Raw genomic sequence first — 23348 nt, forward strand, 5'->3', positions numbered from 1 at the left:
GAGCCTCGATCCCGATGCGCCCGTCCGTCCTCGATCCGATCTTCGCGCCCGTGACCACGCTCGACGGCGTCGGCCCCAAGCTCGCGACGCTCCTTCAGACGCTCCTCGCCGGCCAGACTCATACGGTGCGCGTGCGCGATCTTCTCTTCCACGCGCCGAGCGGCCTGATCGACCGACGCAGGCGCGGCGAGGTCGCGACCGCGCCCGAAGGCGTCATCTCGACTCTGACGCTGCGGATCGACCGCCATCTGGCGCCCGGACGCGCCTCCTCGCAGCCCTACCGCGTCTTCGCGGCAGACGAGACGGGCGAGATCGCCCTGACCTATTTCCGCGCCCAGCCGCAATGGATGGAGAAGCTCCTGCCGGTCGGCGAGACCATGCTCGTCTCCGGCCGCGTCGAATGGTTCAACGGCCGGCCGGCCATGGTCCATCCCGACTTCGTGGCGCCGATCGCCGAGGCCGAGACGCTGGCGCTGGTCGAGCCGGTCTATCCGCTGACGGCCGGCCTCTCGGCCAAGGTTCTGCGCAAGGCGATCGGCCAGGCCCTTGCGAAGGCGCCCGCGCTGCCCGAATGGATCGAGCCGAGCGTGGTGAAGAAGCGCAGCTTCCCGGGGCTGAACGAGGCGCTGGCCGGGCTTCACGATCCGCGCGACGAGGCCGATCTCGCGCCGCTCAGCGCGCCGCGTTCGCGCCTCGCCTATGACGAGCTCCTCGCCGGCCAGCTGGCGCTCGCCCTGTCGCGCCAGCGCATGAAGGCCGCGCGCGGCCGCGCCTTCGCCGCGACCGGTGCCATCTCGAGGACGCTGCGCGCCGCCCTGCCCTTCGCGCTGACGCCGGGCCAGGAGAAGGCGCTCGCCGAGATCGCGGCGGACATGGCGAAGGACGATCGCATGCTGCGCCTCCTCCAGGGGGATGTCGGCGCCGGCAAGACCGTGGTGGCGCTCCTGTCGATGGCGATCGCCGCCGAGAACGGCGCGCAGTCCGTGCTGCTCGCGCCGACCGAGATCCTCGCGCGCCAGCACCATGCGGGCCTGTCGAAATACTGCGAGGCGGCCGGTGTCGCGCTCGTGCTGCTCACCGGCCGCGACACGGGCCGCACGCGCGCGACCAAGCTCGCCATGCTGGCGGACGGGCGCGCGCAGATCGTCGTCGGCACCCATGCCGTGTTCCAGGAGGGCGTCGAGTACGACGATCTCGGCCTCGTCGTCGTCGACGAGCAGCATCGCTTCGGCGTGCAGCAGCGTCTCAGCCTGACGCGCAAGGGGCGCAGCCCCGATCTCCTGGTGATGACGGCGACGCCCATTCCCCGCACGTTGGTGCTCGCCGCCTTCGGCGACATGGACGTCTCGCGGCTGGAGGGCAAACCCGCCGGGCGCAAGCCCATCACCACCGTCGCCCTGCCGCTCGAGCGCCTGTCGGACGTCGTGGCGCGCGCGGAGAAGGCGATGGCGGCAGGCGACCGGCTCTACTGGGTCTGCCCGCTCGTCGAGGAATCGGAGAAGAGCGACCTGATGGCCGCCGAGGAGCGCTTCCGGCAACTGTCGGAGCGCTTCGGGGACCGGGTCGGCCTCGTGCACGGACGGATGAGCGGCGAGGAGAAGGACGCGGCGATGGCCGACTTCAAGGCTGGCCGCACGCAGCTCGTCGTCGCGACCACGGTGATCGAGGTCGGCGTCGACGTGCCGGACGCCTCGATCATCGTCATCGAACATGCCGAGCGCTTCGGCCTGTCGCAGCTGCACCAGCTGCGCGGGCGGGTCGGGCGCGGCTCCAAGCCCTCGTCCTGCGTCCTCCTCTACCGCGCGCCGCTCGGCGAGGTGGCGACGGCGCGCCTCCAGATCATGCGCGAGACCGAGGACGGCTTCCGCATCGCGGAGGAGGATCTGCGCCTGCGCGGCGAAGGCGATCTTCTCGGCACCAAGCAGTCGGGCATACCGGCCTTCCGCCTCGCCAGCCTCGAGCACCACGCGGATCTGATGGAGATCGCCCGCGACGACGCCCGACTGATCCTGGCGACCGACCCGGACATGGTCTCGCCACGCGGCGAGGCGCTGCGCGTGCTCCTCTACCTCTTCGGCAAGGACGAGGCGGTGCGTCTCCTGCGCTCCGGCTGACCGCGCGCCCCGACGCCGCCCCGCCGGCCCGCCGTTACTGAGCCGGCTCTACCGGCTCCCGACGCGGCGCCGGAGCGGTCGCTTCCACCGCGACCGGCATCGCCCTGCGCCGGGCCTCGACGAGGCGCGAGGCCTCGCGCTCCGTCATCGGGCGGCCTTCGTCCTCCGGCGAGACGAGGCCTGCGGAGACGACGAGCTTCAGCGCCGCCTCGATGCTCATGTCGAGGATTCGCACATGCTCGCGCGGCACGTAGAGGAGGAAGCCGGAGGTCGGGTTCGGCGTCGGCGGCAGGAAGACGGCGAGCATCTCCTCGCCCTGGTCGGAGAGAATCGCCTCGATCTCGCCGCGCGCCGTCGTCGCCACGAAGACGATCGACCACAGACCGGCGCGCGGATACTCGATCAGGCCGGCCGTCTTGAAGGAGGAGGAGCGGTCGGCGAGCACGGTCTCGAAGATCTGCTTGAGCGCCGTGTAGATCGTGCGCACCAGCGGCGTGCGCGAGACGAGCCCCTCGCCCCAGCCGATGATCGTCTTGCCGATGAGGCTCGCCGTGAGGAAGCCCACGAGCGTGATGAGAAGCAGCGCGACGACGAGGCCGAAGCCGGGAATGGCGAAGGGCAGATAGGCGTCGGGCGTGTAGCGCAGCGGGATATAGGGTTTCACCCACCCGTCCACCCAGCGCACGAAGGACCATGTCAGCCAGGCGGTGATCGCCAGCGGCGCGCAGACGATGAAGCCGGTGAAGAAGTAGTTGCGAAGGCGCGTCATGGTCCGACCCGGATCATCCGGCGCCAGTAGGGCGCCGGCCCGGCCGCGAAAGCCGCTCCGGTCCTGCGACTGTCCCGCCCCAGCGGGGCGAATTCAAGCCCGCCGGACCGCAACTGCGAGAAGAGGGGAAAAAGTTCGGGACGGCGGCGCACGCATTGCCGCCGCCCGGCACGCCGTCACTCCACGGTGACGGACTTGGCGAGGTTACGGGGCTGGTCGACATCCGTGCCCATCTGCACGGCCGTGTGATAGGCGAGGAGCTGCAGCGGCACGGCGTAGACGATGGGCGTCAGCAGTTCGGGCATCTCGGGCAGGACCAGCACCTCGGCCGTCTTCACCGCCCCGGCCTTCGCGCCTTTCTCGTCCGTGATGAGGATGATGCGCCCGCCGCGCGCCGACACTTCCTGCATGTTCGACACGGTCTTCTCGAACACCCGGTCGTGCGGCGCCACGACGATGACCGGCATGGTCTCGTCGATCAGCGCGATCGGCCCGTGCTTCAGCTCGCCCGCGGCATAGCCCTCCGCGTGGATGTAGCTGATCTCCTTCAGCTTCAGGGCGCCTTCCAGCGCCAGCGGAAAGGAGAGGCCGCGCCCGAGGAACAGGGCGTGGCGATGGGTCGAGAGCTCGCGCGCCAGCGCCTCGATCTGCTCCTCCAGCTTGAAGGCCGCGCTGACGAGGCGCGGCGCCTCGGCGAGCTCGCGCGTCATGCGCAGTTCCTCGTCCGGCGCGATCACGCCGCGCTGCACGCCCGCGCGGATGGAGAGGGCCGCGAGCGCCGTCAGCTGGCAGGTGAAGGCCTTGGTGGAGGCGACGCCGATCTCCGGCCCGGCGAGCGTCGGGAGCACGGCGTCCGCCTCGCGTGCCATGGTCGAGCTCTCGACATTGACGACGACGGCCGTCTTCACGCCCTCGCCCTTGGCGTAGCGAAGCGAAGCCAGCGTGTCGGCCGTCTCGCCGGACTGGGACACGAACAGCGCCAGATCCACGTCGTTCAGCGGCGCCTCGCGGTAGCGGAACTCCGAGGCTACATCGAGATCGCAGGGGATTCGCGCGTTGCGCTCGAAGAAGTAGCGCCCGGTCAGCCCGGCATAGTAGCCCGTGCCGCAGGCCGAGATCGCCATGCGGTTCACCTGCGTGAAATCCAGCGACTGCCCGGCCGGAATGCGCGATCGCCCGGTCGTCATGTCCACGAAGGCCCCGAGCGTGTGCCCGATCACCTCGGGCTGCTCGAAGATCTCCTTCTGCATGAAATGGCGGTAGTTGCCCTTGTCGACATAGAAGGCCTTGCCGACCGAGCGATGCACGCGCCGCTCCACCGGGCGGTCCTCGGCGTCGAAGATCTCCGCGCCCGCATGGGTGAGGACGGTCCAGTCGCCGTCCTCGAGATAGCGGATCTCGTCGCTGAAGGGCGAGAGCGCGATGCCGTCGGAGCCGAGGAACATCTCGCCGGCCCCCTGCCCGACCGCCAGCGGCACGCCCTTGCGCGCGCCGACGAGGAGCGTCTCGTCGCCCTTGAAGAGGAAGGCGAGCGCGAAGGCGCCCTCCAGCCGCTTGAGGCAGGTGCGCACCGCCTCGCGCGGCGCCACGCCCCGGTCGAGTTCGCGCGTGACGAGGACGGCGACGGCCTCCGTGTCGGTCTCGCTGGCGAACGTGTAGCCGTCGGCGACGAGTTCGGCCTTCAGCTCGCGGAAGTTCTCGATGATGCCGTTATGGACCACCGCCAGCCGCTCCGTCGCGTGCGGATGAGCGTTCGGAACGGTCGGCGCGCCATGCGTCGCCCAGCGCGTGTGGCCGATGCCGATCGTGCCGGACAGCGGCTGTTCGGCGAGAAGGCGCTCGAGATTGACGAGCTTGCCGACGGCGCGGCGGCGATCGAGCGCGCCCTCGCGCAACGTGGCGATGCCGGCCGAATCATAGCCCCGATATTCGAGCCGCTTCAGCGCATCGACCATGCGCCCGGCCACCTCGTCGCGGCTGATGATGCCGATGATTCCGCACATGGGATCGTCCTCGAACAGTGCTGTGCGCCGCAGCGCGAGCGGCACGATAGCGACCTGCGCGACGAGCGCCGGTCACGAATGGTGTCGCCGTCTTACGGCGTCTTGCCGGCCTTGGCGGCTTTGGCCGCCTTCGCCGCCCGGTTCCGCTCGGCGATCTCGCGCCCGCGCCCGTCCTTCGTCACCTGGCGGCCGCGCGCGATGGCGAGCGCCTCGTCGGGGACGTCCTGCGTGACGACGCTGCCCGAGCCGACATAGGCCATCGTGCCGACCCGGACCGGAGCGACGAGGGACGAGTTGGAGCCGACGAAGGCGTCCGCACCGATCTGCGTGCGATGCTTCGACGCCCCGTCATAGTTGCAGGTGATCGTGCCGGCCCCGATATTGGCGCGGGCGCCGACGCTGGCGTCGCCGACATAGCTGAGATGGTTGATCTTGGCGCCTTCGGCGACCTCGGCATTCTTCACCTCGCAGAAATTGCCGACCTTGGCGTCCGGCCCGAGATGCGTGCCGGGCCGCAGCCGCGCGAAGGGCCCGACCGTCGCGCCGGCTTCGATCCGGCATCCTTCGAGATGGCAGAAGGCGTGGATCGTGGCACCGCCGGCGACGGTGACGCCGGGTCCGAAGACGACGTTCGGTTCGATCAGCGCGTCCTGCCCAACCTGCGTATCGTGCGAGAAGTGCACCGTCGCGGGATCGAGAAGCGTCACGCCGGCCAACATCGCCTCGCGCCGCCGCCGCTCCTGCCAGATCGTCTCCACCGCGGCCAGCTCGACGCGCGTGTTGACGCCGAGCACCTCTTCGCCGCCGGCCTCGATGACGGTCACCGACATCTCGCGTCCGCGCGCGATGGCGACGAGATCGGTGAGATAATACTCGCCCTTGGCGTTGGCGTTGCCGATCGCCTCCAGCATGGAGAGCGCGTCCTCGCCGCGAAAGGCCATGACGCCGGCATTGCAGAGCGTCACCGACCGTTCGGCGTCCGAAGCGTCCTTCTCCTCGCGGATGGCGAGGAGCTGCCCGTCCGGATCGACGAGGAGGCGTCCGTATCCCGTCGGGTCGTCCGCGCGGAAGCCGACGACGCAGATCTGCGCGCCGGCGACCAGTGCGGCGCGGGCGCGAAGCAGCGTCTCCGGCCGGATGAGAGGCGTGTCGCCGAAGAGGACGAGAATATCGTCGAACCCGTCCGCGATGGCCTCGCGTGCCGCGAGCACCGCATGGCCGGTGCCGAGACGCTCGTGCTGCTGCGCGAAGGCCGGCTCCGCCGTCTCCTCTCGCACGGCTCTCTCGACGAGGCCCCCGTCGCGCCCGAGCACGGCGGCGATGCGCGTCGATCCCGCCGCCACGGCCGCCCGCACGACATGGCGGATCATCGGCAGGCCGGCGACCTCGTGCAGCACCTTGGAGCGCTGGGATTTCATGCGCGTGCCGTCGCCGGCCGCGAGGATGATCGAAAGACAGCTGCGCGCCATCGATGGGTTCCCTGATCGTTTCGCCATCGCCATAGCACGCCTCCGCTTCCCGGGGCACGACCGCATTCCCGGCAATCTGCGGCGGACGTCTCGGTGCGCCCGATGACTCAGCCGATCGTCTGCAGGACGGGGAAGGTCTCGAGCAGCCAGAAGGAGAAGGTCTGCATTCCGCCCGTCAGGAAGACGATGCCGGTGACGACGAGAAGCCCGCCCATCGCCTTCTCCACCGCGCCGAGATGGCGGCGGAACTTGCCGAAGGCGGTGAAGAACACGCCCGAGAACACCGCCGCCAGCACGAAGGGGATGCCGAGCCCCGCCGAATAGAGCGCGAGCATGAGCGCCCCGTCCGCCACCGTGTCGCGCGCGCCGGCAAGGCCGAGGATCGCCCCGAGCACCGGGCCGATGCAGGGCGTCCAGCCGAAGGCGAAGGCGAGCCCCATGAGATAGGCGCCCGTCAGGCTGCTCGGCCGGTCCGGGGCGCGCAGCCGCGCCTCGCGAGACAGGAAGGCGATTCGGAAGACGCCGAGGAAATTCAGGCCCATGGCGACGATGGCGAGCCCGGCGACGACGGAGAGCCAGTCGAGATTCTGCCGCAGCGCCTGTCCGAGCGTGCTCGCGCCCGCCCCGAGCGCCACGAAGACGGTGGAGAAGCCGAGGACGAAGACGAGCGAGGAGACGGCGAGCCGGCGCTGCGTCGCCGATCCCCGCGCCGATCCCTGCCGCAGATCCTCGGCCGACACGCCCGTCATGTAGACGAGATAGGGCGGCACGAGGGGCAGGACGCAGGGCGAAAGGAAGGACAGCGCTCCCGCGAAGACGGCCGTCGGATAGGAGATCTCGTACATTCCCGCGCGCAACTCCCGGCTCGGCGCCCGCCAGCGGCATCGCCCCGCAACGCGCCGTTTCCTATCCTCCCGCACCGCCCCAGGCAAACCGCGCCCCCGCGGCGGATTGCCGGTTGACCCGCCCCGCGCCCCTTTCTATGGTCCGCCCCGTCCCGGGGGGTCTCACGACTCCGCGCCGGACGAGCGCGTAGCTCAGTTGGTAGAGCAACGGACTTTTAATCTGTAGGTCCTGGGTTCGAGTCCCAGCGCGCTCACCATTCAAACTCCATTTTCAGTCGGAATTTCAGACGCCGGGATCGCCGTCTAGCTCTAATTTTTTGGCCGTTTCTCTATTTGGACGAAGTCTAGACCAACATTGTTGACACGCGATCTGTCCCGACATGCATCCGCGAGCGGGAGCGGCGTTGTAGCCGTCGCGAGCCGGACGAATCGATGATGCCCCTGCGAGGGCGTCACCCCCTCCTGGGTGGCGTGGAGCAGGTCCGCAGGACCGGGAGATTGTAGAGAAACCCAACTCGATGGGTTATGATCTCCCCTGGTCACGGTGTTGCGCTCCCTTGGTCTGTCCGTCCGCATCTACAAGGACGATCACCCGCCAGCGCATGTCCATGTCGTCGGCGACGGGATCATGAAGGCAAATCTCGAAGGCCCGGACGGGCGTCCCGTCGTCGTCTGGACGCGCGGCATGACCCGCGCCGAGGAGCGCCGCGCCTACGGGCTCGTTGCCGAGAACCGGACCTTGTTGCTCGATCGATGGAGGGAAATCCATGGCGCATGAGATCACCGACGCGGAACTCGACGCAGCCCGTGAGCGCGGGCGCGCGATCGAGCGATCGTCGCCGCTTGCCACGTCCGCCCGCTACGACGCGGCATCCGGTCGGCTCGTCGTCGAGTTCGAGAATGGCGCGGCGTTCATGGTGCCCGCCCGCTTGCTCCAGGACCTGGAGCAGGCATCGGATGCCGACCTCGCGCAAGTCGAACTCGAGTTCGGCTACGCGCTGCGCTGGGATGCGCTGGACGTCGATTTCACCATCCCCGGCCTCGTCGCGGGTCTCTTCGGCACGGCTTCCTATATGGCCGGGAGAGCCGGCCGCGCGCGGTCCGCGGCCAAGGCTGCGTCGGCCCGAGAGAACGGCAAGAAGGGCGGGCGGCCGCCGAAGGCGCGCGTTGGACCTTCGTAGCGGTCAGGCAGCCGCCCGCTCGTCGGACCTCTCTTCGACCGCGTCCGCGATCGTCACGACCCTCGCCCGCCCCGGTATCGGCGGGAGCGCCCGCTATTCGGCATGCAGCCGCAGAGGCGGACGAAGGTCCGACCACCCCCCGTCAAGAGCATCGTGAATCCTTCCGCCGCTTCCAGCACGATCTCAGACACGAGGTCCGCAAGAATTCGCCCGCCGAGCAGCCGACGTGCCCGACCGAATTGCGCGCACCGATTTCGGAGCGCATGCCCGACCACGCCCCTCGACCGAAGCCAGGTCCAGAACCGGGACTCCGGTACCGGCGTCGTCTCTCTACGATCACGCGGCCGATCGCTTTGGCGAAGCCGGTGGGAACGGCGTCGGCGATCATTTGCCCGCCGGCCGCAAAAACCAAGGCCGCCGAGACGTTCTATCGCCCCGCCGCCGGGCGCCGGCCATGCGGTTTGCGCCGACGGATTTGCGATAGCCGCCTCCCCTGGAAATGTCGCAAATGCCCGTCGACGGGTTGCATCGCGAAGTTCAGAGACGGAGCGTCAAGCTTCCAGCGAAGGAATGTCCGAAGAGCGATGATGGCGGACGGTCGAAGCGAAGCTGCGGTAGGCCGATCCATTCCAAGACTGGAAACTTCTTCTGCGAACTTGCTGGAACGAGCGGGCCCGACCTTCGTTATCTAGCCGACAGACAAACAGGAGACCAGTACGATGAAACGCATTCTTCTCGCCGGCATGATCGGTGCAGCGACGCTCGGCTCGGCCTTCGCGCAGACCACGACCACCACGACGGTCACAACGATCGAGCAGCCGCAGGTCGAGGCGATCCGCACCTATATCACCAAACAGCCGGCGCCGACCGTCGCGCCCGTCACGGGCGTCACCTACACGATCGGCCAGCCGCTGCCCGAGCCGGTTCCGCTCTATCGCCTGCCCGACGATGTCGGCGTCAGCGGTTACCAGTACACGATGATCGACGGCCGCACCGTGCTCGTCGACGGCAACCGCACCGTGGTGCAGGTTCTCGACTGATCGCATTCCGCGAACGGCATGACGGAACGCGCGGGCGAAAGCTCGCGCGTTTCTCGTCGTCGCTATCACCAAGAAATGAGCGGCCTTTCGCCTGGGCCACGCTACGCTCCGGCAACTTTTCCGGACAGGGGCGATCGGCTCATGCGCAGCTTCGTTCTATCGCTGGCGCTCGGCGCCATTCTCTCCTTGTCGGGCCCGGCCCTCGCCGACGACCGGAGCGACATCCAGGCGACGATCTCGGCCCAGCTCGGCGCCTTTCGGGCTGGCGACAAGGCCGCCGCCTACGGGCTGGCCGCGCCCAATATCCAGCGCCTCTTCCCCTCGCCCGACGTCTTCATGCGCATGGTGGAGACGGGCTACGAGCCGGTCTACCGCTCCAGCAGCGCCACGTTCGGCGATCTGCGGCCCGAGGGCAGCGGCTTCCGCCAGGAGGTGAACCTCACGGATGCCGCAGGCGGCAGCTGGATCGCGACCTATACGCTGGAGCGCCAGCCGGACGGCTCGATGAAGATCACCGGCTGCTCCCTGCGCAAGGGCGACGACCTTTCCGCGTAGGACCTGTCCCGCCCGGGGTCAGGACAGGGCCGGAATGTCGCCGCGGGCCCAGCGCTCCTGCGTCTCGGCGGCGAAGTCCGCGAAGCGACCCTCGTCGATCGAGGCGCGGATCCCGGCCATGAGCGACTGATAATAGGCGAGATTCACCCAGGTCAGCAGCATCGAGGCAAGCGCCTCGTTGGCCCGCACGAGATGGTGGAGATAGGCGCGGCTGTAGTCGCGCGCGGCCGGGCAGTCGGACTCCTCGTCCAGCGGCCGGTGATCCTCGGCATGGCGGGCGTTCTTCAGGTTCACCCGTCCGCGTCGCGTGAAGGCGAGGCCGTGGCGGCCCGAGCGCGTCGGCATCACGCAGTCGAACATATCGATCCCGCGCGCCACGGATTTCAGGATGTCGTCCGGCGTGCCGACGCCCATCAGATAGCGCGGCTTTTCCCGCGGCATGGCCGGCAGGGTCTCGTCGAGCACCTTCAGCATCACCGCCTGCGGCTCGCCCACGGCAAGCCCCCCCACCGCGTAGCCCTTGAGGTCCATCGCCGCGAGCCGCTCGGCCGAGCGCAGGCGCAGGTCGATCACGTCGCCGCCCTGCACGATGGCGAACATCGCCTTGCCCGGCTGCTCGCCGAAGGCGCGCGCCGAGCGCTCCGCCCAGCGCAGGGACAGTTCCATCGCCCGCTCCACCTCGGCCCGTTCGGCCGGCAGGCGGATGCACTCGTCGAGCTGCATCTGGATGTCGCTGTCGAGTAGGTCCTGGATCTCGATCGAGCGCTCGGGCGAGACGAAATGCTCCGATCCGTCGATATGCGAGCGGAAGCGCACGCCGGTCTCGTCGAGCTTGCGAAGATTGGCGAGCGACATGACCTGGAAGCCGCCGGAATCGGTGAGGATCGGGTGCGGCCAGCGGGCAAATTCGTGCAGCCCGCCGAGCCGGGCGACGCGCTCGGCGCCGGGCCGCAGCATCAGGTGGTAGACATTGCCGAGAATGATGTCGGATCCGAGCGCCCGCACCTGATCGAGATACATCGCCTTCACGGTGCCCGCCGTGCCGACCGGCATGAAGGCCGGCGTGCGGATCGTGCCCCGGGGCATGGCGATCTCGCCGCGCCGGGCCGTGCCGTCCGTGGCCAGAAGCGTGAAGGAAAACGGCACGCTCATGACGGCGCCCTTTCGAGGAGACAGGCGTCGCCGTAGGAATAGAAGCGGTAGCCCTCTGCAATGGCATGGGCATAGGCCGCGCGCATCGTCTCCAGCCCGCTGAAGGCGCAGACCAGCATGAAGAGGGTCGAGCGCGGCAGGTGGAAGTTCGTCATCAGGGCATCGACGGCCCGGAAACGGTAGCCGGGCGTGATGAAGATGCCGGTCGGCGCCCGGAACGGGGCGATGCGCCCGCTCTCGTCGGCCGCGCTCTCCAGGAGGCGCAGCGACGTCGTGCCGACGGCCACGATGCGCCGGCCCGCCGCCCGCGCGGCGTTCAGCCCTTCGGCCGTCTCGGCGTCGATCGCACCGATCTCCTCGTGCATCACATGCTCGGCCGTGTCCTCGGCCTTCACGGGCAGGAACGTTCCCGCCCCGACATGGAGCGTCACCGTCTCTCGGACGATCCCGCGCGCGTCGAGGGCGGACAGGAGGTCCGGCGTGAAATGGAGACCCGCCGTGGGCGCGGCGACGGCTCCGTCCTCGCGGGCGAAGATCGTCTGGTAGTCGGTGCGGTCCTGCGCGTCGTCGGGCCGCTTGGAGGCGATGTAGGGCGGCAGCGGGATATGGCCGACGCCGGCGATCGCCGCGTCGAGGTCGGGGCCGGACAGGTCGAAGCGCAGCGTCGCCTCGCCGGCCTCGCCCTTCTCGACGATCTTGGCATCGAGCCCGGCCAGCGCGCAAGCTTCGTTCCTGGCGCCGAAACGCACGCGGTCGCCGAGCGCGACGCGCTTGGCCGGACGCAGGAAGGCCTTCCAGCGATCGGGGCCGATGCGCATGTGCAGCGTGGCGGATATCCGCGCCGTGCCGTCGCCGCCCGAGGCGGCCGCCCGGCTGCGCACGCCCTCGAGCTGGGCCGGGATGACGCGCGTGTCGTTGAAGACCATCACGTCGCCGTCGCGCAGCAGCGCGGGAAGATCGCCCACGCGCCGGTCGTCGAGGCCCGCGCCGGGCCTCACATGCAGAAGCCGCGCCGCTTCGCGCGGCACGGCGGGGCGGAGCGCGATCCGCGCCTCGGGGAGATCGAAGTCGAAGAGATCGACCCTCATGGACGGACCGCGCTCCCGCTGTTGCCGTCAGGCGTCGGCAGCGACGCGCATGGTGACGATCGAATCGGGCTCGCGCACCGGCTCGCCGCGCTTCAGCTTGTCGACATTCTCCATGCCTTCCACGACCTCGCCCCAGACCGTGTACTGCTTGTCGAGCCAGGGAGCCCGCTCGAAGCAGATGTAGAACTGCGAATTGGCCGAGTTCGGGTTCGCCGTGCGGGCCATGGAGCAGGTGCCGCGCTTGTGCGGCTCGGCCGAGAACTCGGCCTTCAGGTCGGGCTTCTTGGAGCCGCCGCTGCCGGTGCCCGTCGGGTCGCCGCCCTGCGCCATGAAGCCGTCGATCACGCGGTGGAAGACGACGCCGTCGTAGAACTTCTCGCGCGCGAGTTCCTTGATGCGGGCCACGTGGTTGGGCGCCAGATCGGGCCGCAGCTTGATGACGACGGCGCCTTTCGTCGTCTCGAGCAGCAGCGTGTTTTCGGGATCCTCGTAAGCCATCGTTCTTCCTTCGCATCCGGACAAAAAGAAAAGGTCCGGGCATGGCCCGGACCATCACCTGCCATTGGACGAAAACGGCGCGAAGAACAAGTCCGCGCCGCAGGCCCCGACGGAAGGCTTCAGTTCGCCGCGGAGCCGACCTTCACCGAGAGCATCTTGTCGGGATTCTCGACCGTGCCGTTCTGGGCCGCATCGCCCTTCTTGATCTTGTCGACCACGTCCATGCCCTTGGTTACGTCGCCGACCACCGTATACTGGCCGTCCAGGAAGTCGCCGTCGGCGAGCATGATGAAGAACTGCGAATTGGCCGAGTTCGGGTCCTGCGCGCGCGCCATGCCGACGGTGCCGCGGTCGAACGTCTCCTTGGAGAACTCGGCCTTGAGGTCCGGCTTGTCGGAGCCGCCCATGCCCGTGCCCGTTGGATCGCCGGTCTGGGCCATGAAGCCGTCGATGACGCGGTGGAAGACGACGCCGTCGTAGAAGCCCTCCTTGGCGAGTTCCTTCAGACGCTGGGCGCTTTCCGGCGCGATGTCGGGCCGCAGCTTGATGTCGATCTCGCCGTCCTTGGTGGTGATGACGAGCGTGTTCTCGGCGTCCTGGCTTTGCGCCGACGCGGGCCCGGCGAAGGCGGCGAGGCCGAGAGCGGTGGCGAGACCGAGCGTTGCGAGAAGCTTCATGGGGAACAGACTTTCCTTCGGGACGCCGCCGCGGCGTCAGGCGTGTTTGGCTTTCATCGCGCGAGCGACGACCGGGGGGACGAACGGTTCGACGTCTCCTCCCATGGCCGCGATCTGGCGGACCAATGTGGCGGTTATTGGCCTCGTGGCGGTGCTGGCGGGAAGGAAGACGGTGACGAGCCCTGGCGCCATGACGCCGTTCATGCCGCTCATCTGCATTTCGTAGTCGAGATCGGTGCCGTCGCGCAGGCCGCGCACCAGGGCCGTCGCGCCCGCCTTTTCGGCCGCCTTCACCACCAGCCCCTGGAAGGCCTCGACAAGGATCCGGCGCCCCGCATCGCCCGGCAGATCCGCCGCGACGGTCCGGATCAGCGCGGCGCGCTCCTCGAAGTCGAAGAGCCCCGCCTTGCCCGGATGGATGCCGATGGCGACGACCACCTCGTCGAACAGCGCCAGCGCGCCTTTGAGGACGTCGACATGCCCGTTCGTCATCGGATCGAACGATCCCGGATAATAGCCGCGCCGCATGCTCGCACCTCCCTTTCGCGCCCCAGCGGAACGATGCGAGCATAAGTTCCTGACACGCTGAAGGAAACGTGAACGCCTCGGTCACTCGATTTTCACGCCTGACAAGTCAAACTGGGAACTGAAAGGCAACGTCGCCCATTAAGACGGCGAACAAGGGGATTTCCGATGATGGTCTTCGCGCTTTCTCTCGCCATGGTCGTTGCTCTCGCCAGCGCCACGGCAGTCGCCATTCACGAAGAGGCGAGCAAGGCTCGCGTCAAGGCGACCGTGCGCAAGACGCGGATCATGAACTGATTTTCGCCTCCGGCGGCGTCTGATCGGACGCAGGTTCGCCGTCGCGCGGACGAACGATCCGCCGGTTCGGCCGGCAAGACTTTCTTTACAGGTATACTGACGACACGCAAGCAACGGCGTCGCGGCCCCGGGCCGGTCGCGTTTGTTGCGGGATACGGCCCGTGACCGCGAAGCGAATGGTTCACGGGATCGCTGTCGCCGCCGGGCCCCGCTCAAACATACGAAAGGCCTGTCCGGCATCGATCCGGACAGGCCTTCGTTTTCAGATGTGGGCCGTTCCATGGGCTGCGGCTCGTTGACGCCGTGACGCCATCGAGCCGGTCCCTCATGCCTCCGGCGGTGTGTCGCCCGTGTCGGCGCCGGCATCGCCTTCGGGCAGGATCGGCTCGGCTTCCGCTTCGGGGTTCCCCTGATCGGGGATCCGCTCGACCGACACGACGCGTTCGCCATCCGCCGTCTTGAAGATCGTCACGCCCTTGGTCGCGCGGCCGGCCATGCGGATGCCCTCGACGGGCACGCGGATCATCTGGCCGCGATCGGAGATGAGCAGGAGTTCGTCGCCGGTCTCCACGGGGAAGCCGGCCACCAGCGGCCCGATGTCCTTGAGCCGGTTGACGTCCGTCGCACGGATGCCCTTGCCGCCACGCCCGCTGATGCGGAACTCGTAGGACGAGGAGCGCTTGCCGAAGCCGAACTCGCTGACCGTGAGGATGAACTCCTCCGCCGCGCTGAGATAGGCGTAGCGCTCCTGGTCGATCGCGACGTCCTCGACCGCCTCCTCGTCGACGCCCGGATCGAGGCTCGGCTCGGAGGCCGAGGGCTCGCCATCCACCGCGCGCCGCATCTTGAGATAGGAGGCGCGCTCGGCCGGCGTCGCGTCGACATGGCGCAGGATCGCCATCGAGATGACCGTCGCCCCCTCTCCAAGGCCGATGCCGCGCACGCCGATCGAGTTGCGCCCCGCGAAGACGCGCACGTCCGTCACGGGGAAGCGGATGCACTGGCCGGACGAGGCCATCAGCAGGACGTCGTCGTCTTCCGAGCAGGTGGCGACGGCGAGAATCTCGTCGCCCTCCTCCTCCAGCTTCATGGCGATCTTGCCGTTGCGGTTGACCTGCACGAAGTCCGACAGCTTGTTGCGCCGCACGGTGCCGCGCGTGGTGGCGAACATCACGTTCAGCTCTTCCGCCGCCTGCGGATCGCTCGGCAGCGGCAGAATGGAGGTGATGCGCTCGCCCTTCTCCAGCGGCAACATGTTGATCAGCGCCTTGCCGCGCGACTGCGGATTGGCGAGCGGCAGACGCCAGACCTTCTCCTTGTAGACGATGCCGCGCGAGGAGAAGAACAGGACGGGCGTGTGGGTGTTGGCGACGAAGAGGCGCGTCACCGAATCCTCGTCGTTCTTCAGGCTCATGCCCGAGCGGCCCTTGCCGCCGCGGCGCTGCGCCCGGTAGGTCGCCAGCGGCACGCGCTTGATGTAGCCGCCGTGGCTGACGGTGACGACCATGTCCTCGCGCGGGATCAGGTCCTCGTCGTCCATGTCGGCCGCGCCCTCGGAAAGCTCGGTGCGGCGCGGCGTGGCGAACTCGTCGCGCACGGCGATGAGTTCGGCCTTGATGATCTCGCGCACCTTCGTGCGCGAGGAGAGGATCTCCAGATACTCGCGGATCTCCTCGCCGATCTTGTTCAGCTCGTCCGCGATCTCGTCGCGCCCGAGCGCCGTCAGGCGCTGCAGGCGAAGGTCGAGGATCGCGCGGGCCTGCGTTTCGGAAAGGCGGTAGGTGCCGTCCTCGGCGATGCGGTGGCGCGGATCGTCGATGAGCCGGATCAGCGGCGCGACGTCCTTGGCCTCCCAGGCACGCTCCATCAGCTGCTCGCGCGCCGTCTGCGGATCGGGCGCCTGGCGGATCAGCTTGATGATCTCGTCGATATTGGCGACCGCGATGGCGAGGCCGACGAGGACGTGGGCGCGCTCGCGCGCCTTGCGCAGCAGGAACTTGGTCCGCCGGTTCACCACCTCCTCGCGGAAGGAGATGAAGGCGGTGAGGATGTCGGTCAGCGACATCTGTTCCGGCTTGCCGCCGTTCAACGCCACCATGTTGGCGCCGAAGGAGGTCTGCAGCGGCGTGAAGCGGTAGAGCTGGTTCAGGACGACGTCGGAGGAGACGTCGCGCTTGAGCTCGACGACGACGCGGTAGCCCTCGCGGTCGCTCTCGTCGCGGATGTCGGAAATGCCCTCGATGCGCTTGTCGCGCACGAGCTCGGCCATCTTCTCGATCATCGTCGACTTGTTGACCTGGTAGGGCACCTCGGTGACGACGATGGCCTCGCGGTCGCCGCGCATCGGCTCGACATGTACCTTGCCGCGCATCAGGATCGAGCCGCGGCCGGTGGCATAGGCCGACAGGATGCCGGCCCGGCCGAGGACGATCGCGCCCGTCGGGAAGTCCGGGCCGGGAATGATCTCCATCAGCTCGTCGAGACCGATGGCCGGATTGTCGATCATCGCCACGCAGCCGTCGACGATCTCGCCGAGATTGTGCGGCGGGATGTTCGTGGCCATGCCGACGGCGATGCCGCCCGAGCCGTTGACGAGAAGGTTCGGCACGCGCGCCGGCAGCACAGCCGGCTCCTGCTCGCGCCCGTCGTAATTGTCCTGGAAGTCGACGGTCTCCTTGTCGATATCCTCCAGCAGCGCTTCGGACACCTTGTGCAGGCGCGATTCCGTGTAGCGCATGGCCGCCGGGGGATCGCCGTCGATCGAGCCGAAATTGCCTTGCCCGTGGATGAGCGGGGCGCGCATCGACCAGTCCTGCGCCATGCGCACGAGCGCGTCGTAGATCGAGGCGTCGCCGTGCGGATGGTATTTGCCCATCACCTCGCCGACGACGCCGGCGCATTTGCGGTAGGGCCGGTTATAGGCGAGACCCATGCCGTGCATGGCGTAGAGGATGCGGCGATGCACCGGCTTCAGCCCGTCGCGCACGTCGGGAAGCGCGCGGCTCACGATCACGCTCATCGCGTAGTCGAGATAGGAGCGCTGCATCTCCTCCACGATGGAGATCGTGTCGATGCCGGTCGGCCGCGGCGGCGGCGGGGTATCGTCTGTGTCGTCTGCCAAAACTCTATCCCGACATCGGGTGAACCAAAGCCTAGCCTATAGCCTGCATGGCCTCCGCGCGCAAACGCGGCGACACCCCTCTCGCGACGGTTTCGCAAGGAATTTCAGCGAGTTCGGGGCTTGGCGAAAGAAACGCCGGCGCGGCCGCGGCAAGACCGCCGGACGCGGCGCTCGACCAGGCCTCCGCCGCGCGGGAATCGGGCGGGCACGAAACGGCACCACGCTCCCGAGTCGTCGCGGCGCTTTTCGCCTTGCCGCACCGCCGCAATTCCGCGACCCTCGCAAGACAGTCCAACGGAGCGGCGCGTGACCGACCTTCTCATCAACGGCTTCGTGACGCTCTTCGTCATCCTCGACCCGCTCGGCCTCGTCCCGCTCTTCCTCACCGTCACAACGGGCGCGGGAGAGGCGCAGCGCCGTCGCATCGCGCTTCGGGCCTGCCTCATCGCCTTCGGCATCCTCGCGCTGTTCGGCCTCTTCGGCCTGCGGCTCCTCGACGGCCTCGGCATCTCGCTCGGCGCCTTCCGCGTCGCCGGCGGCCTGTTCCTGTTCTGGATCGGCTTCGAACTGGTCTTCGAGAAGCGGCAGGAGCGCCACGAGCGCAGCACGACGCGGGTGATGGAGGAGGTGGACCTCTCGCATGTCGCCGCCTTTCCGCTGGCCATTCCCCTCATGGCCGGCCCCGGCGCCATCTCGGCCGTGATCCTCCTCTCCGGATCGCTGCCGACCGTCGTCGGCCAGCTCGGCCTTCTCGCGGTCATCGCGCTGGCCCTCGGCCTCACCTTCGCCTGCCTGCGCCTCGCCAACCGCCTCGACCGTTTCCTCGGCGCCACGGGCCGCGTCGTCGTCTCCCGGCTCCTGGGCGTGCTTCTGGCGGCGCTGGCCGTGCAGTTCGTCGCCGACGGCATCGGCGAGCTCTACGCCACGATCTCGCGCGATCGGGCCTTGGGCTGACGATCGGGCCCGCGAACGAAAACGCCGCTTGCGTGTTTCGGTCCGTCGAACCGGAAGGACGCGGGACATGGCACGATCGGCGGACCGTCGAAATCCCCAGCAGGAGGGAAGCCGCAAGGCCGTCTTCGCGGCGATGGGCGCCAATCTCGCCATCGCCGTCACCAAGTTCGGCGCCGCGCTCTACACCGGGTCGTCCTCGATGCTCGCCGAGGGCATCCACTCGCTGATCGACACGGCGAACGAAGGCTTCCTGCTCCTCGGCCTGCACCGCGCGAAAAAGCCCGCCAATGCCAGACATCCGTTCGGCTACGGCGTCGAGATCTATTTCTGGTCCTTCGTCGTCGCGATCCTGATCTTCGCGCTCGGCGCCGGCTTCTCGATCTTCGAGGGCGTCGAGACGCTCCTGAGCGAGGACGGCGGCAGCGTGCAGGCCCCCTACGTCGCGCTGGCGGTGCTGGCGCTGTCGTTCCTCTTCGAGGGCCTGTCCTGGCGCGTCGCCTACCGGGAGTTCAACGCCCGGCGCGCCGGCAACGGTCTCGTGCGAGACCTGCGCGACATGAAGGATCCGTCGGTCTTCGTGGTCCTCTTCGAGGACAGCGCGGCCTGTATCGGCATCGTCATCGCCGCGCTCGGCATCGCGCTCGCCTGGACGACCGGCATCCACGCCTTCGACGCCATCGGCTCGATCCTGATCGGCGTCCTTCTCGCGGCGACCGCCGCCATCCTCGCCGTCGAGACCAAGGGTCTCCTCATCGGCGAGGCGGCCTCCCCCGAGATGGAGGCGCTGGTGCGCGAACGCGTCGCGGAACTGCCGGAGATCGTCGCGGTGAACGAGCTGCGCACGCTGCACATGGGGCCCAACGACGTGCTCCTGACGATGAGCGTCGATTTCGAGGATGGCGTCGTCTCGCAGCGCATCGAGGCGCTGGTGAGCGAGATCGAGACCCGCCTGCGCCGCCGCTTCCCGCTGGTGCGTCGCGTCTACATCGAAGTGCAGTCGCGCTCCGGCCACGCGGCGCTGGCGGATGGCGAGGACGGTTCGATCGCCCCGATCCTCACCGCCTGATCTCGGCCACGCCTGTCTCCAACAGAAAAGGGCGCGCCTTTCGGCACGCCCTTCCTGGAAACCAGACGCTCGCCTTCGCTCAGAACGGGATCTCGTCGTCGAGGTCGGGCCCGCCACCGCCGCCATAGCCACGGTCGCCGCCACCGCTTCCGCCGCCGCGGTCCGGAGCGCCGCGCCCCGCGCCGCCGCCGCGGTCGTAACCGCCGCCGCCGCCGCGAGCACCGCCGCCGCTTCCGCCGCCACGCTCGTACGAACCGCCGCCGCCGCCTTCATAGGACGCGCCGCCGCCCTCGCCGCGGCCGCCGATCATCTGCAACTCGCCGCGGAAGCGCTGCAGCACCACCTCGGTCGTGTAGCGCTTCTGCCCGGACTGGTCGTCCCAGGAGCGCGTCTGCAGCTGGCCCTCGATATAGACGGTGGAGCCCTTCTTCAGATACTGCTCGGCGACCTTTACGAGATTCTCGTTGAAGATCACGACGTTATGCCACTCGGTCTTTTCCTTGCGCTCGCCGGAGGCCTTGTCGCGCCAGCTCTCCGACGTCGCGATGCGCAGGTTCACGACGGCATCGCCGGAGTTCAGGCGGCGCACTTCGGGATCGGCCCCGAGATTGCCGACCAGGATCACCTTGTTGACGCTGCCTGCCATCTGTCCGTCACTCCTACGCTAGGCCGCTGAGCCTAAGGGCCTGCGGCGGCGAAACCAAGCCGCATTCGTCCTCTGTCCACATCCGCGGACAAGACAGCCTCGACCGATCCTTTCAGGACGAGGGCGGTTGACGCGCCGCCGCGACGGAACATAATAGGAACGCACTGGCGGAGGAAGCCTTTTTCGATCGGCGCCTTTGAACTCGCGGCGCCAAGCCCGATATGGGCGAGGGCGCGGCGGCGACCGTAGCCCGGGCCGGGCAGCGACGATCCGTCCGGCGGCCTGGGCTCCGTCGGGCGCGCAAAGGACTTGGCTTTCGAGCCGAATGATGTAGCTCGCAATCGATCCCGAACGGCCGGCGGACAGCCCATGAAGAACGTCATCTCCATCCGCGGCGCGCGCGAGCATAACCTGAAGAACGTCGATCTGGACCTTCCTCGCGATTCGCTGATCGTGATGACGGGCCTGTCGGGCTCGGGCAAGTCCTCGCTCGCCTTCGACACGATCTACGCGGAGGGTCAGCGGCGCTATGTCGAGAGCCTGTCGGCCTATGCGCGCCAGTTCCTGGAGATGATGCAGAAGCCGGATGTCGACCAGATCGACGGGCTCTCGCCGGCCATCTCCATCGAGCAGAAGACCACCTCGAAGAATCCGCGCTCCACGGTCGGCACGGTCACCGAGATCTACGACTACCTGCGCCTTCTCTTCGCGCGCGTCGGCATTCCCTACTCGCCCGCGACCGGCCTGCCGATCGAGAGCCAGACCGTCAGCCAGATGGTGGACCGCGTTCTTGAGCTCGAGGAAGGCACCCGCCTCTACCTGCTGGCGCCCATGGTCCGCGGCCGCAAGGGCGAGTTCCGCAAGGAACTCGCCGATCTGCAGAAACGCGGCTTCCAGCGCGTGCGCATCAACGGCGCGTTCCACGACATCGCCGAGGCGCCGACGCTCGACAAGAAGTACAAGCACGATATCGACGTGGTGGTGGACCGCGTCGTGGTGCGGGCCGACATGAAGGCGCGCCTTGCAGATTCCCTCGAGACCGCGCTGGGTCTGGCCGAGGGGCTCGCCGTCGCCGAATTTGCCGACGGGCTCGACCAGAACGGCAAGCCCAAGCAGCTCGTCTTCTCCGAGAAATTCGCCTGCCCCGTCTCCGGTTTCACCATTCCCGAGATCGAGCCGCGGCTCTTCTCCTTCAACAACCCCTTCGGCGCCTGCCCGCGCTGCGACGGGCTCGGCTCGCAGCAGGCGGTCGACCCCAAGCTCATCGTTCCGAACGAGGCGGTGCGTCTCAAGGCCGGCGCCATCGCGCCCTGGGCGAAGTCCACCTCACCCTTCTATGGCCAGACGCTGGAGGCGCTCGCCCGCGTCCACGGCTTCAAGACGACCGATCGCTGGCAGGATCTGCCGCCGGTCGCGCAGAAGGCGATCCTCTACGGGACCGGCAAGGAGAAGATCGAGTTCCGCTACGATGACGGGCTGCGCTCCTACAAGACGACCAAGACCTTCGAAGGCGTGATCCCGAACCTCGAACGCCGCTGGAAGGAAACCGATTCGGCCTGGATGCGCGAGGAGATCGAGCGCTTCATGTCGGCCACGCCCTGCCCGGCCTGCAGCGGCTTTCGGCTGAAGCCCGAGGCTCTGGCGGTGAAGATCGCAGGCTGCCATATCGGCGAGGTCACGCAGCTCTCGATCCGCCATGCCGTGACCTGGTTCGAGGCGCTGCCGGGCAAGCTCACGGCGAAGCAGAACGAGATCGCCGTTCGCATCCTCAAGGAGATCCGCGAGCGGCTGCGCTTCCTGAACGATGTCGGGCTCGATTATCTCACCCTCTCCCGCTCCTCCGGAACGCTGTCGGGCGGCGAGAGCCAGCGCATCCGCCTCGCCTCGCAGATCGGCTCGGGGCTCACGGGCGTCCTCTACGTTCTCGACGAGCCCTCCATCGGCCTGCACCAGCGCGACAACGAGCGCCTGCTGGTGACGCTCAAGCACCTGCGCGATATCGGCAACACGGTGATCGTGGTCGAGCACGACGAGGACGCGATCCTGTCGGCGGATTATGTCGTCGATATTGGTCCGGCGGCGGGCATCCATGGCGGGCAGGTGATCGCCTCCGGCACGCCGGCGGAGGTGCAGGCCAATCCGAAGTCGCTGACCGGCCAGTATCTCGCCGGAACGCTCGGCGTCGCCGTGCCCGCCAAGCGGCGCAAGCCGCAGAAGGGCAAGGCGATCAAGGTCTCCGGGGCGCGCGGCAACAACCTGAAGAACGTCTCGGCGGACGTGCCGATCGGCCTCTTCACCTGCGTCACCGGCGTTTCCGGCGGCGGCAAGTCGACCTTCCTCATCGAGACCCTGTTCAAGGCGGCGGCGCGGCGCATCTCGAACGCCCGCGACGTGCCGGCCGAGCACGACGGCGTCGAGGGGCTGGAACTGCTCGACAAGGTGATCGACATCGACCAGTCGCCGATCGGGCGCACGCCGCGCTCCAACCCGGCCACCTATACCGGCGCCTTCACGCCGATCCGCGACTGGTTCGCCGGCCTGCCGGAGGCGAAGGCCCGCGGCTACCAGCCCGGCCGCTTCTCCTTCAACGTCAAGGGCGGTCGCTGCGAGGCCTGCCAGGGCGACGGCGTCATCAAGATCGAGATGCACTTCCTGCCCGACGTCTACGTCACCTGCGACGTCTGCCACGGCAAGCGCTACAATCGCGAGACGCTGGAAGTGACCTTCAAGGAGAAGTCGATCGCCGACGTGCTCGACATGACCGTCGAGGAGGCCGTCGACTTCTTCGCCGCCGTGCCCGCCGTGCGCGACAAGCTGGCGACCTTGAAGGAAGTGGGCCTCGGCTACGTCAAGGTCGGCCAGCAGGCGACGACGCTCTCGGGCGGCGAGGCGCAGCGCGTGAAGCTCGCCAAGGAACTGGCGCGCAAGGCGACCGGCCGCACGCTCTACATTCTCGACGAGCCGACGACGGGCCTGCACTTCCACGACGTCGCCAAGCTCCTGGAGGTGCTGCACGACCTCGTCGACCGCGGCAACACGATCGCCGTGATCGAGCACAATCTGGAGGTCATCAAGACGGCCGACTGGATCATCGACATCGGGCCCGAAGGCGGCGACGGCGGCGGCGAAATCGTCGCCACGGGCACGCCGGAGGAAATCGTCAAGGAGAAGCGCTCCTATACCGGGCGCTTCCTGCGCGATCTCCTGGAGCGTCGCCCGCAGGTGAAGCGCGAGGCGGCGGAGTAGCGCGGCGCGCCCGTTGCAGCATCGGACGACAGAGAGAACCCGGGTCAAGCCGAGGGGCCGGCGCCCTGTCGGCCAATCTCGGGGGCGTGCGGCACGGCCCTG

The 23348-nt window shown here is 68.4% G+C and carries 20 protein-coding genes and 1 tRNA gene; 10 read left to right on the forward strand and 11 right to left on the reverse strand.

Translation table 11 applies throughout. The features are described 5' to 3' along the window. Positions 1 to 14: 14 nt before the first annotated feature. Positions 15 to 2114, forward strand: a complete 2100-nt coding sequence (recG, locus tag ASG48_RS14285; RefSeq protein WP_055851102.1) for an ATP-dependent DNA helicase RecG — start codon at positions 15 to 17, stop codon at positions 2112 to 2114. A gap of 34 nt (positions 2115 to 2148) precedes the next feature. On the opposite strand, the gene ASG48_RS14290 is transcribed toward recG, so the two are convergent. The 4 genes from ASG48_RS14290 to ASG48_RS14305 all read right to left on the reverse strand — a co-directional run bounded on the left by ASG48_RS14290 (position 2149) and on the right by ASG48_RS14305 (position 7200). Then, on the reverse strand, positions 2149 to 2883 hold the full coding sequence (locus ASG48_RS14290; RefSeq protein WP_055851106.1) for a DUF502 domain-containing protein: 735 nt from the start codon (positions 2881 to 2883) through the stop codon (positions 2149 to 2151). A gap of 176 nt (positions 2884 to 3059) precedes the next feature. Then, a complete protein-coding gene (glmS, locus tag ASG48_RS14295) occupies positions 3060 to 4886 on the reverse strand; it encodes a glutamine--fructose-6-phosphate transaminase (isomerizing) (RefSeq protein ID WP_055851108.1) in 1827 nt (608 codons plus the stop codon). Between the two features lie 92 nt (positions 4887 to 4978). After that, a complete protein-coding gene (gene glmU / locus ASG48_RS14300) occupies positions 4979 to 6355 on the reverse strand; it encodes a bifunctional UDP-N-acetylglucosamine diphosphorylase/glucosamine-1-phosphate N-acetyltransferase GlmU (RefSeq protein WP_055851111.1) in 1377 nt (458 codons plus the stop codon). Between the two features lie 107 nt (positions 6356 to 6462). Further along, positions 6463 to 7200, reverse strand: a complete 738-nt coding sequence (locus ASG48_RS14305; RefSeq protein WP_055851114.1) for a cytochrome c biogenesis protein CcdA — start codon at positions 7198 to 7200, stop codon at positions 6463 to 6465. 181 nt (positions 7201 to 7381) lie between these two features. Here ASG48_RS14305 and ASG48_RS14310 point away from each other — a divergent pair. The 5 genes from ASG48_RS14310 to ASG48_RS14330 all read left to right on the forward strand — a co-directional run bounded on the left by ASG48_RS14310 (position 7382) and on the right by ASG48_RS14330 (position 9976). Beyond that, positions 7382 to 7457, forward strand: a tRNA-Lys gene (locus tag ASG48_RS14310). Positions 7458 to 7744: 287 nt separating this feature from the next. Beyond that, positions 7745 to 7978, forward strand: coding sequence for a DUF4160 domain-containing protein (locus ASG48_RS14315; RefSeq protein ID WP_244486908.1), 234 nt, complete (start codon positions 7745 to 7747; stop codon positions 7976 to 7978). Continuing rightward, positions 7968 to 8381: a DUF2442 domain-containing protein gene (locus tag ASG48_RS14320; RefSeq protein ID WP_055851120.1), complete on the forward strand. Its 414-nt coding sequence runs from the start codon at positions 7968 to 7970 to the stop codon at positions 8379 to 8381. Before ASG48_RS14315 ends, ASG48_RS14320 begins: the two co-directional genes overlap by 11 nt. 719 nt (positions 8382 to 9100) lie before the next feature. Beyond that, on the forward strand, positions 9101 to 9421 hold the full coding sequence (locus ASG48_RS14325; RefSeq protein WP_055851123.1) for a DUF1236 domain-containing protein: 321 nt from the start codon (positions 9101 to 9103) through the stop codon (positions 9419 to 9421). Positions 9422 to 9562: 141 nt separating this feature from the next. After that, positions 9563 to 9976, forward strand: a complete 414-nt coding sequence (locus ASG48_RS14330; RefSeq protein ID WP_055851126.1) for a DUF4864 domain-containing protein — start codon at positions 9563 to 9565, stop codon at positions 9974 to 9976. A gap of 18 nt (positions 9977 to 9994) precedes the next feature. Here ASG48_RS14330 and tgt read toward each other — a convergent pair whose 3' ends face one another. The 5 genes from tgt to coaD all read right to left on the reverse strand — a co-directional run bounded on the left by tgt (position 9995) and on the right by coaD (position 13919). Then, a complete protein-coding gene (tgt, locus tag ASG48_RS14335) occupies positions 9995 to 11128 on the reverse strand; it encodes a tRNA guanosine(34) transglycosylase Tgt (RefSeq protein ID WP_055851130.1) in 1134 nt (377 codons plus the stop codon). After that, positions 11125 to 12216: a tRNA preQ1(34) S-adenosylmethionine ribosyltransferase-isomerase QueA gene (gene queA / locus ASG48_RS14340; protein WP_055851132.1), complete on the reverse strand. Its 1092-nt coding sequence runs from the start codon at positions 12214 to 12216 to the stop codon at positions 11125 to 11127. The genes tgt and queA overlap by 4 nt, the downstream gene beginning before the upstream one ends. 27 nt (positions 12217 to 12243) lie before the next feature. Continuing rightward, entirely contained in the window at positions 12244 to 12714 is a 471-nt protein-coding gene (locus tag ASG48_RS14345) for a peptidylprolyl isomerase (protein WP_055851134.1), read from the reverse strand. A gap of 119 nt (positions 12715 to 12833) precedes the next feature. Continuing rightward, positions 12834 to 13391 carry a peptidylprolyl isomerase gene (locus ASG48_RS14350; RefSeq protein ID WP_055851137.1) on the reverse strand — a complete coding sequence of 186 codons (558 nt, stop codon included), beginning with the start codon at positions 13389 to 13391 and terminating at the stop codon, positions 12834 to 12836. Positions 13392 to 13427: 36 nt separating this feature from the next. Further along, entirely contained in the window at positions 13428 to 13919 is a 492-nt protein-coding gene (gene coaD, locus ASG48_RS14355; RefSeq protein ID WP_055851140.1) for a pantetheine-phosphate adenylyltransferase, read from the reverse strand. Between the two features lie 165 nt (positions 13920 to 14084). On the opposite strand from coaD, the gene ASG48_RS18955 reads away from it, so the two are divergent. Next, complete coding sequence (locus tag ASG48_RS18955; RefSeq protein ID WP_280138018.1) at positions 14085 to 14213, forward strand: hypothetical protein; 129 nt, start codon at positions 14085 to 14087, stop codon at positions 14211 to 14213. Between the two features lie 325 nt (positions 14214 to 14538). On the opposite strand, the gene gyrA is transcribed toward ASG48_RS18955, so the two are convergent. After that, positions 14539 to 17334 (reverse strand): DNA gyrase subunit A, encoded by a 2796-nt coding sequence (gyrA, locus tag ASG48_RS14360; protein WP_082529484.1) that lies wholly within the window; start codon positions 17332 to 17334, stop codon positions 14539 to 14541. Between the two features lie 306 nt (positions 17335 to 17640). Between gyrA and ASG48_RS14365 the strand changes: the two genes are divergently transcribed. Next, positions 17641 to 18288: a MarC family protein gene (locus ASG48_RS14365; protein ID WP_055851144.1), complete on the forward strand. Its 648-nt coding sequence runs from the start codon at positions 17641 to 17643 to the stop codon at positions 18286 to 18288. 67 nt (positions 18289 to 18355) lie between these two features. Further along, positions 18356 to 19354 carry a cation diffusion facilitator family transporter gene (locus ASG48_RS14370; protein ID WP_055851147.1) on the forward strand — a complete coding sequence of 333 codons (999 nt, stop codon included), beginning with the start codon at positions 18356 to 18358 and terminating at the stop codon, positions 19352 to 19354. A 79-nt stretch (positions 19355 to 19433) separates the two neighbouring features. Here ASG48_RS14370 and ssb read toward each other — a convergent pair whose 3' ends face one another. Then, entirely contained in the window at positions 19434 to 20000 is a 567-nt protein-coding gene (ssb, locus tag ASG48_RS14375) for a single-stranded DNA-binding protein (RefSeq protein ID WP_055851149.1), read from the reverse strand. Between the two features lie 369 nt (positions 20001 to 20369). Here ssb and uvrA point away from each other — a divergent pair, with 369 nt between their 5' ends. Further along, positions 20370 to 23246 (forward strand): excinuclease ABC subunit UvrA, encoded by a 2877-nt coding sequence (gene uvrA, locus ASG48_RS14380; protein ID WP_055851153.1) that lies wholly within the window; start codon positions 20370 to 20372, stop codon positions 23244 to 23246. Positions 23247 to 23348 lie beyond the last annotated feature (102 nt).

The sequence above is a fragment of the Aurantimonas sp. Leaf443 genome (genome assembly GCF_001425575.1).
Taxonomy (GTDB): Bacteria; Pseudomonadota; Alphaproteobacteria; order Rhizobiales; family Rhizobiaceae; genus Leaf443.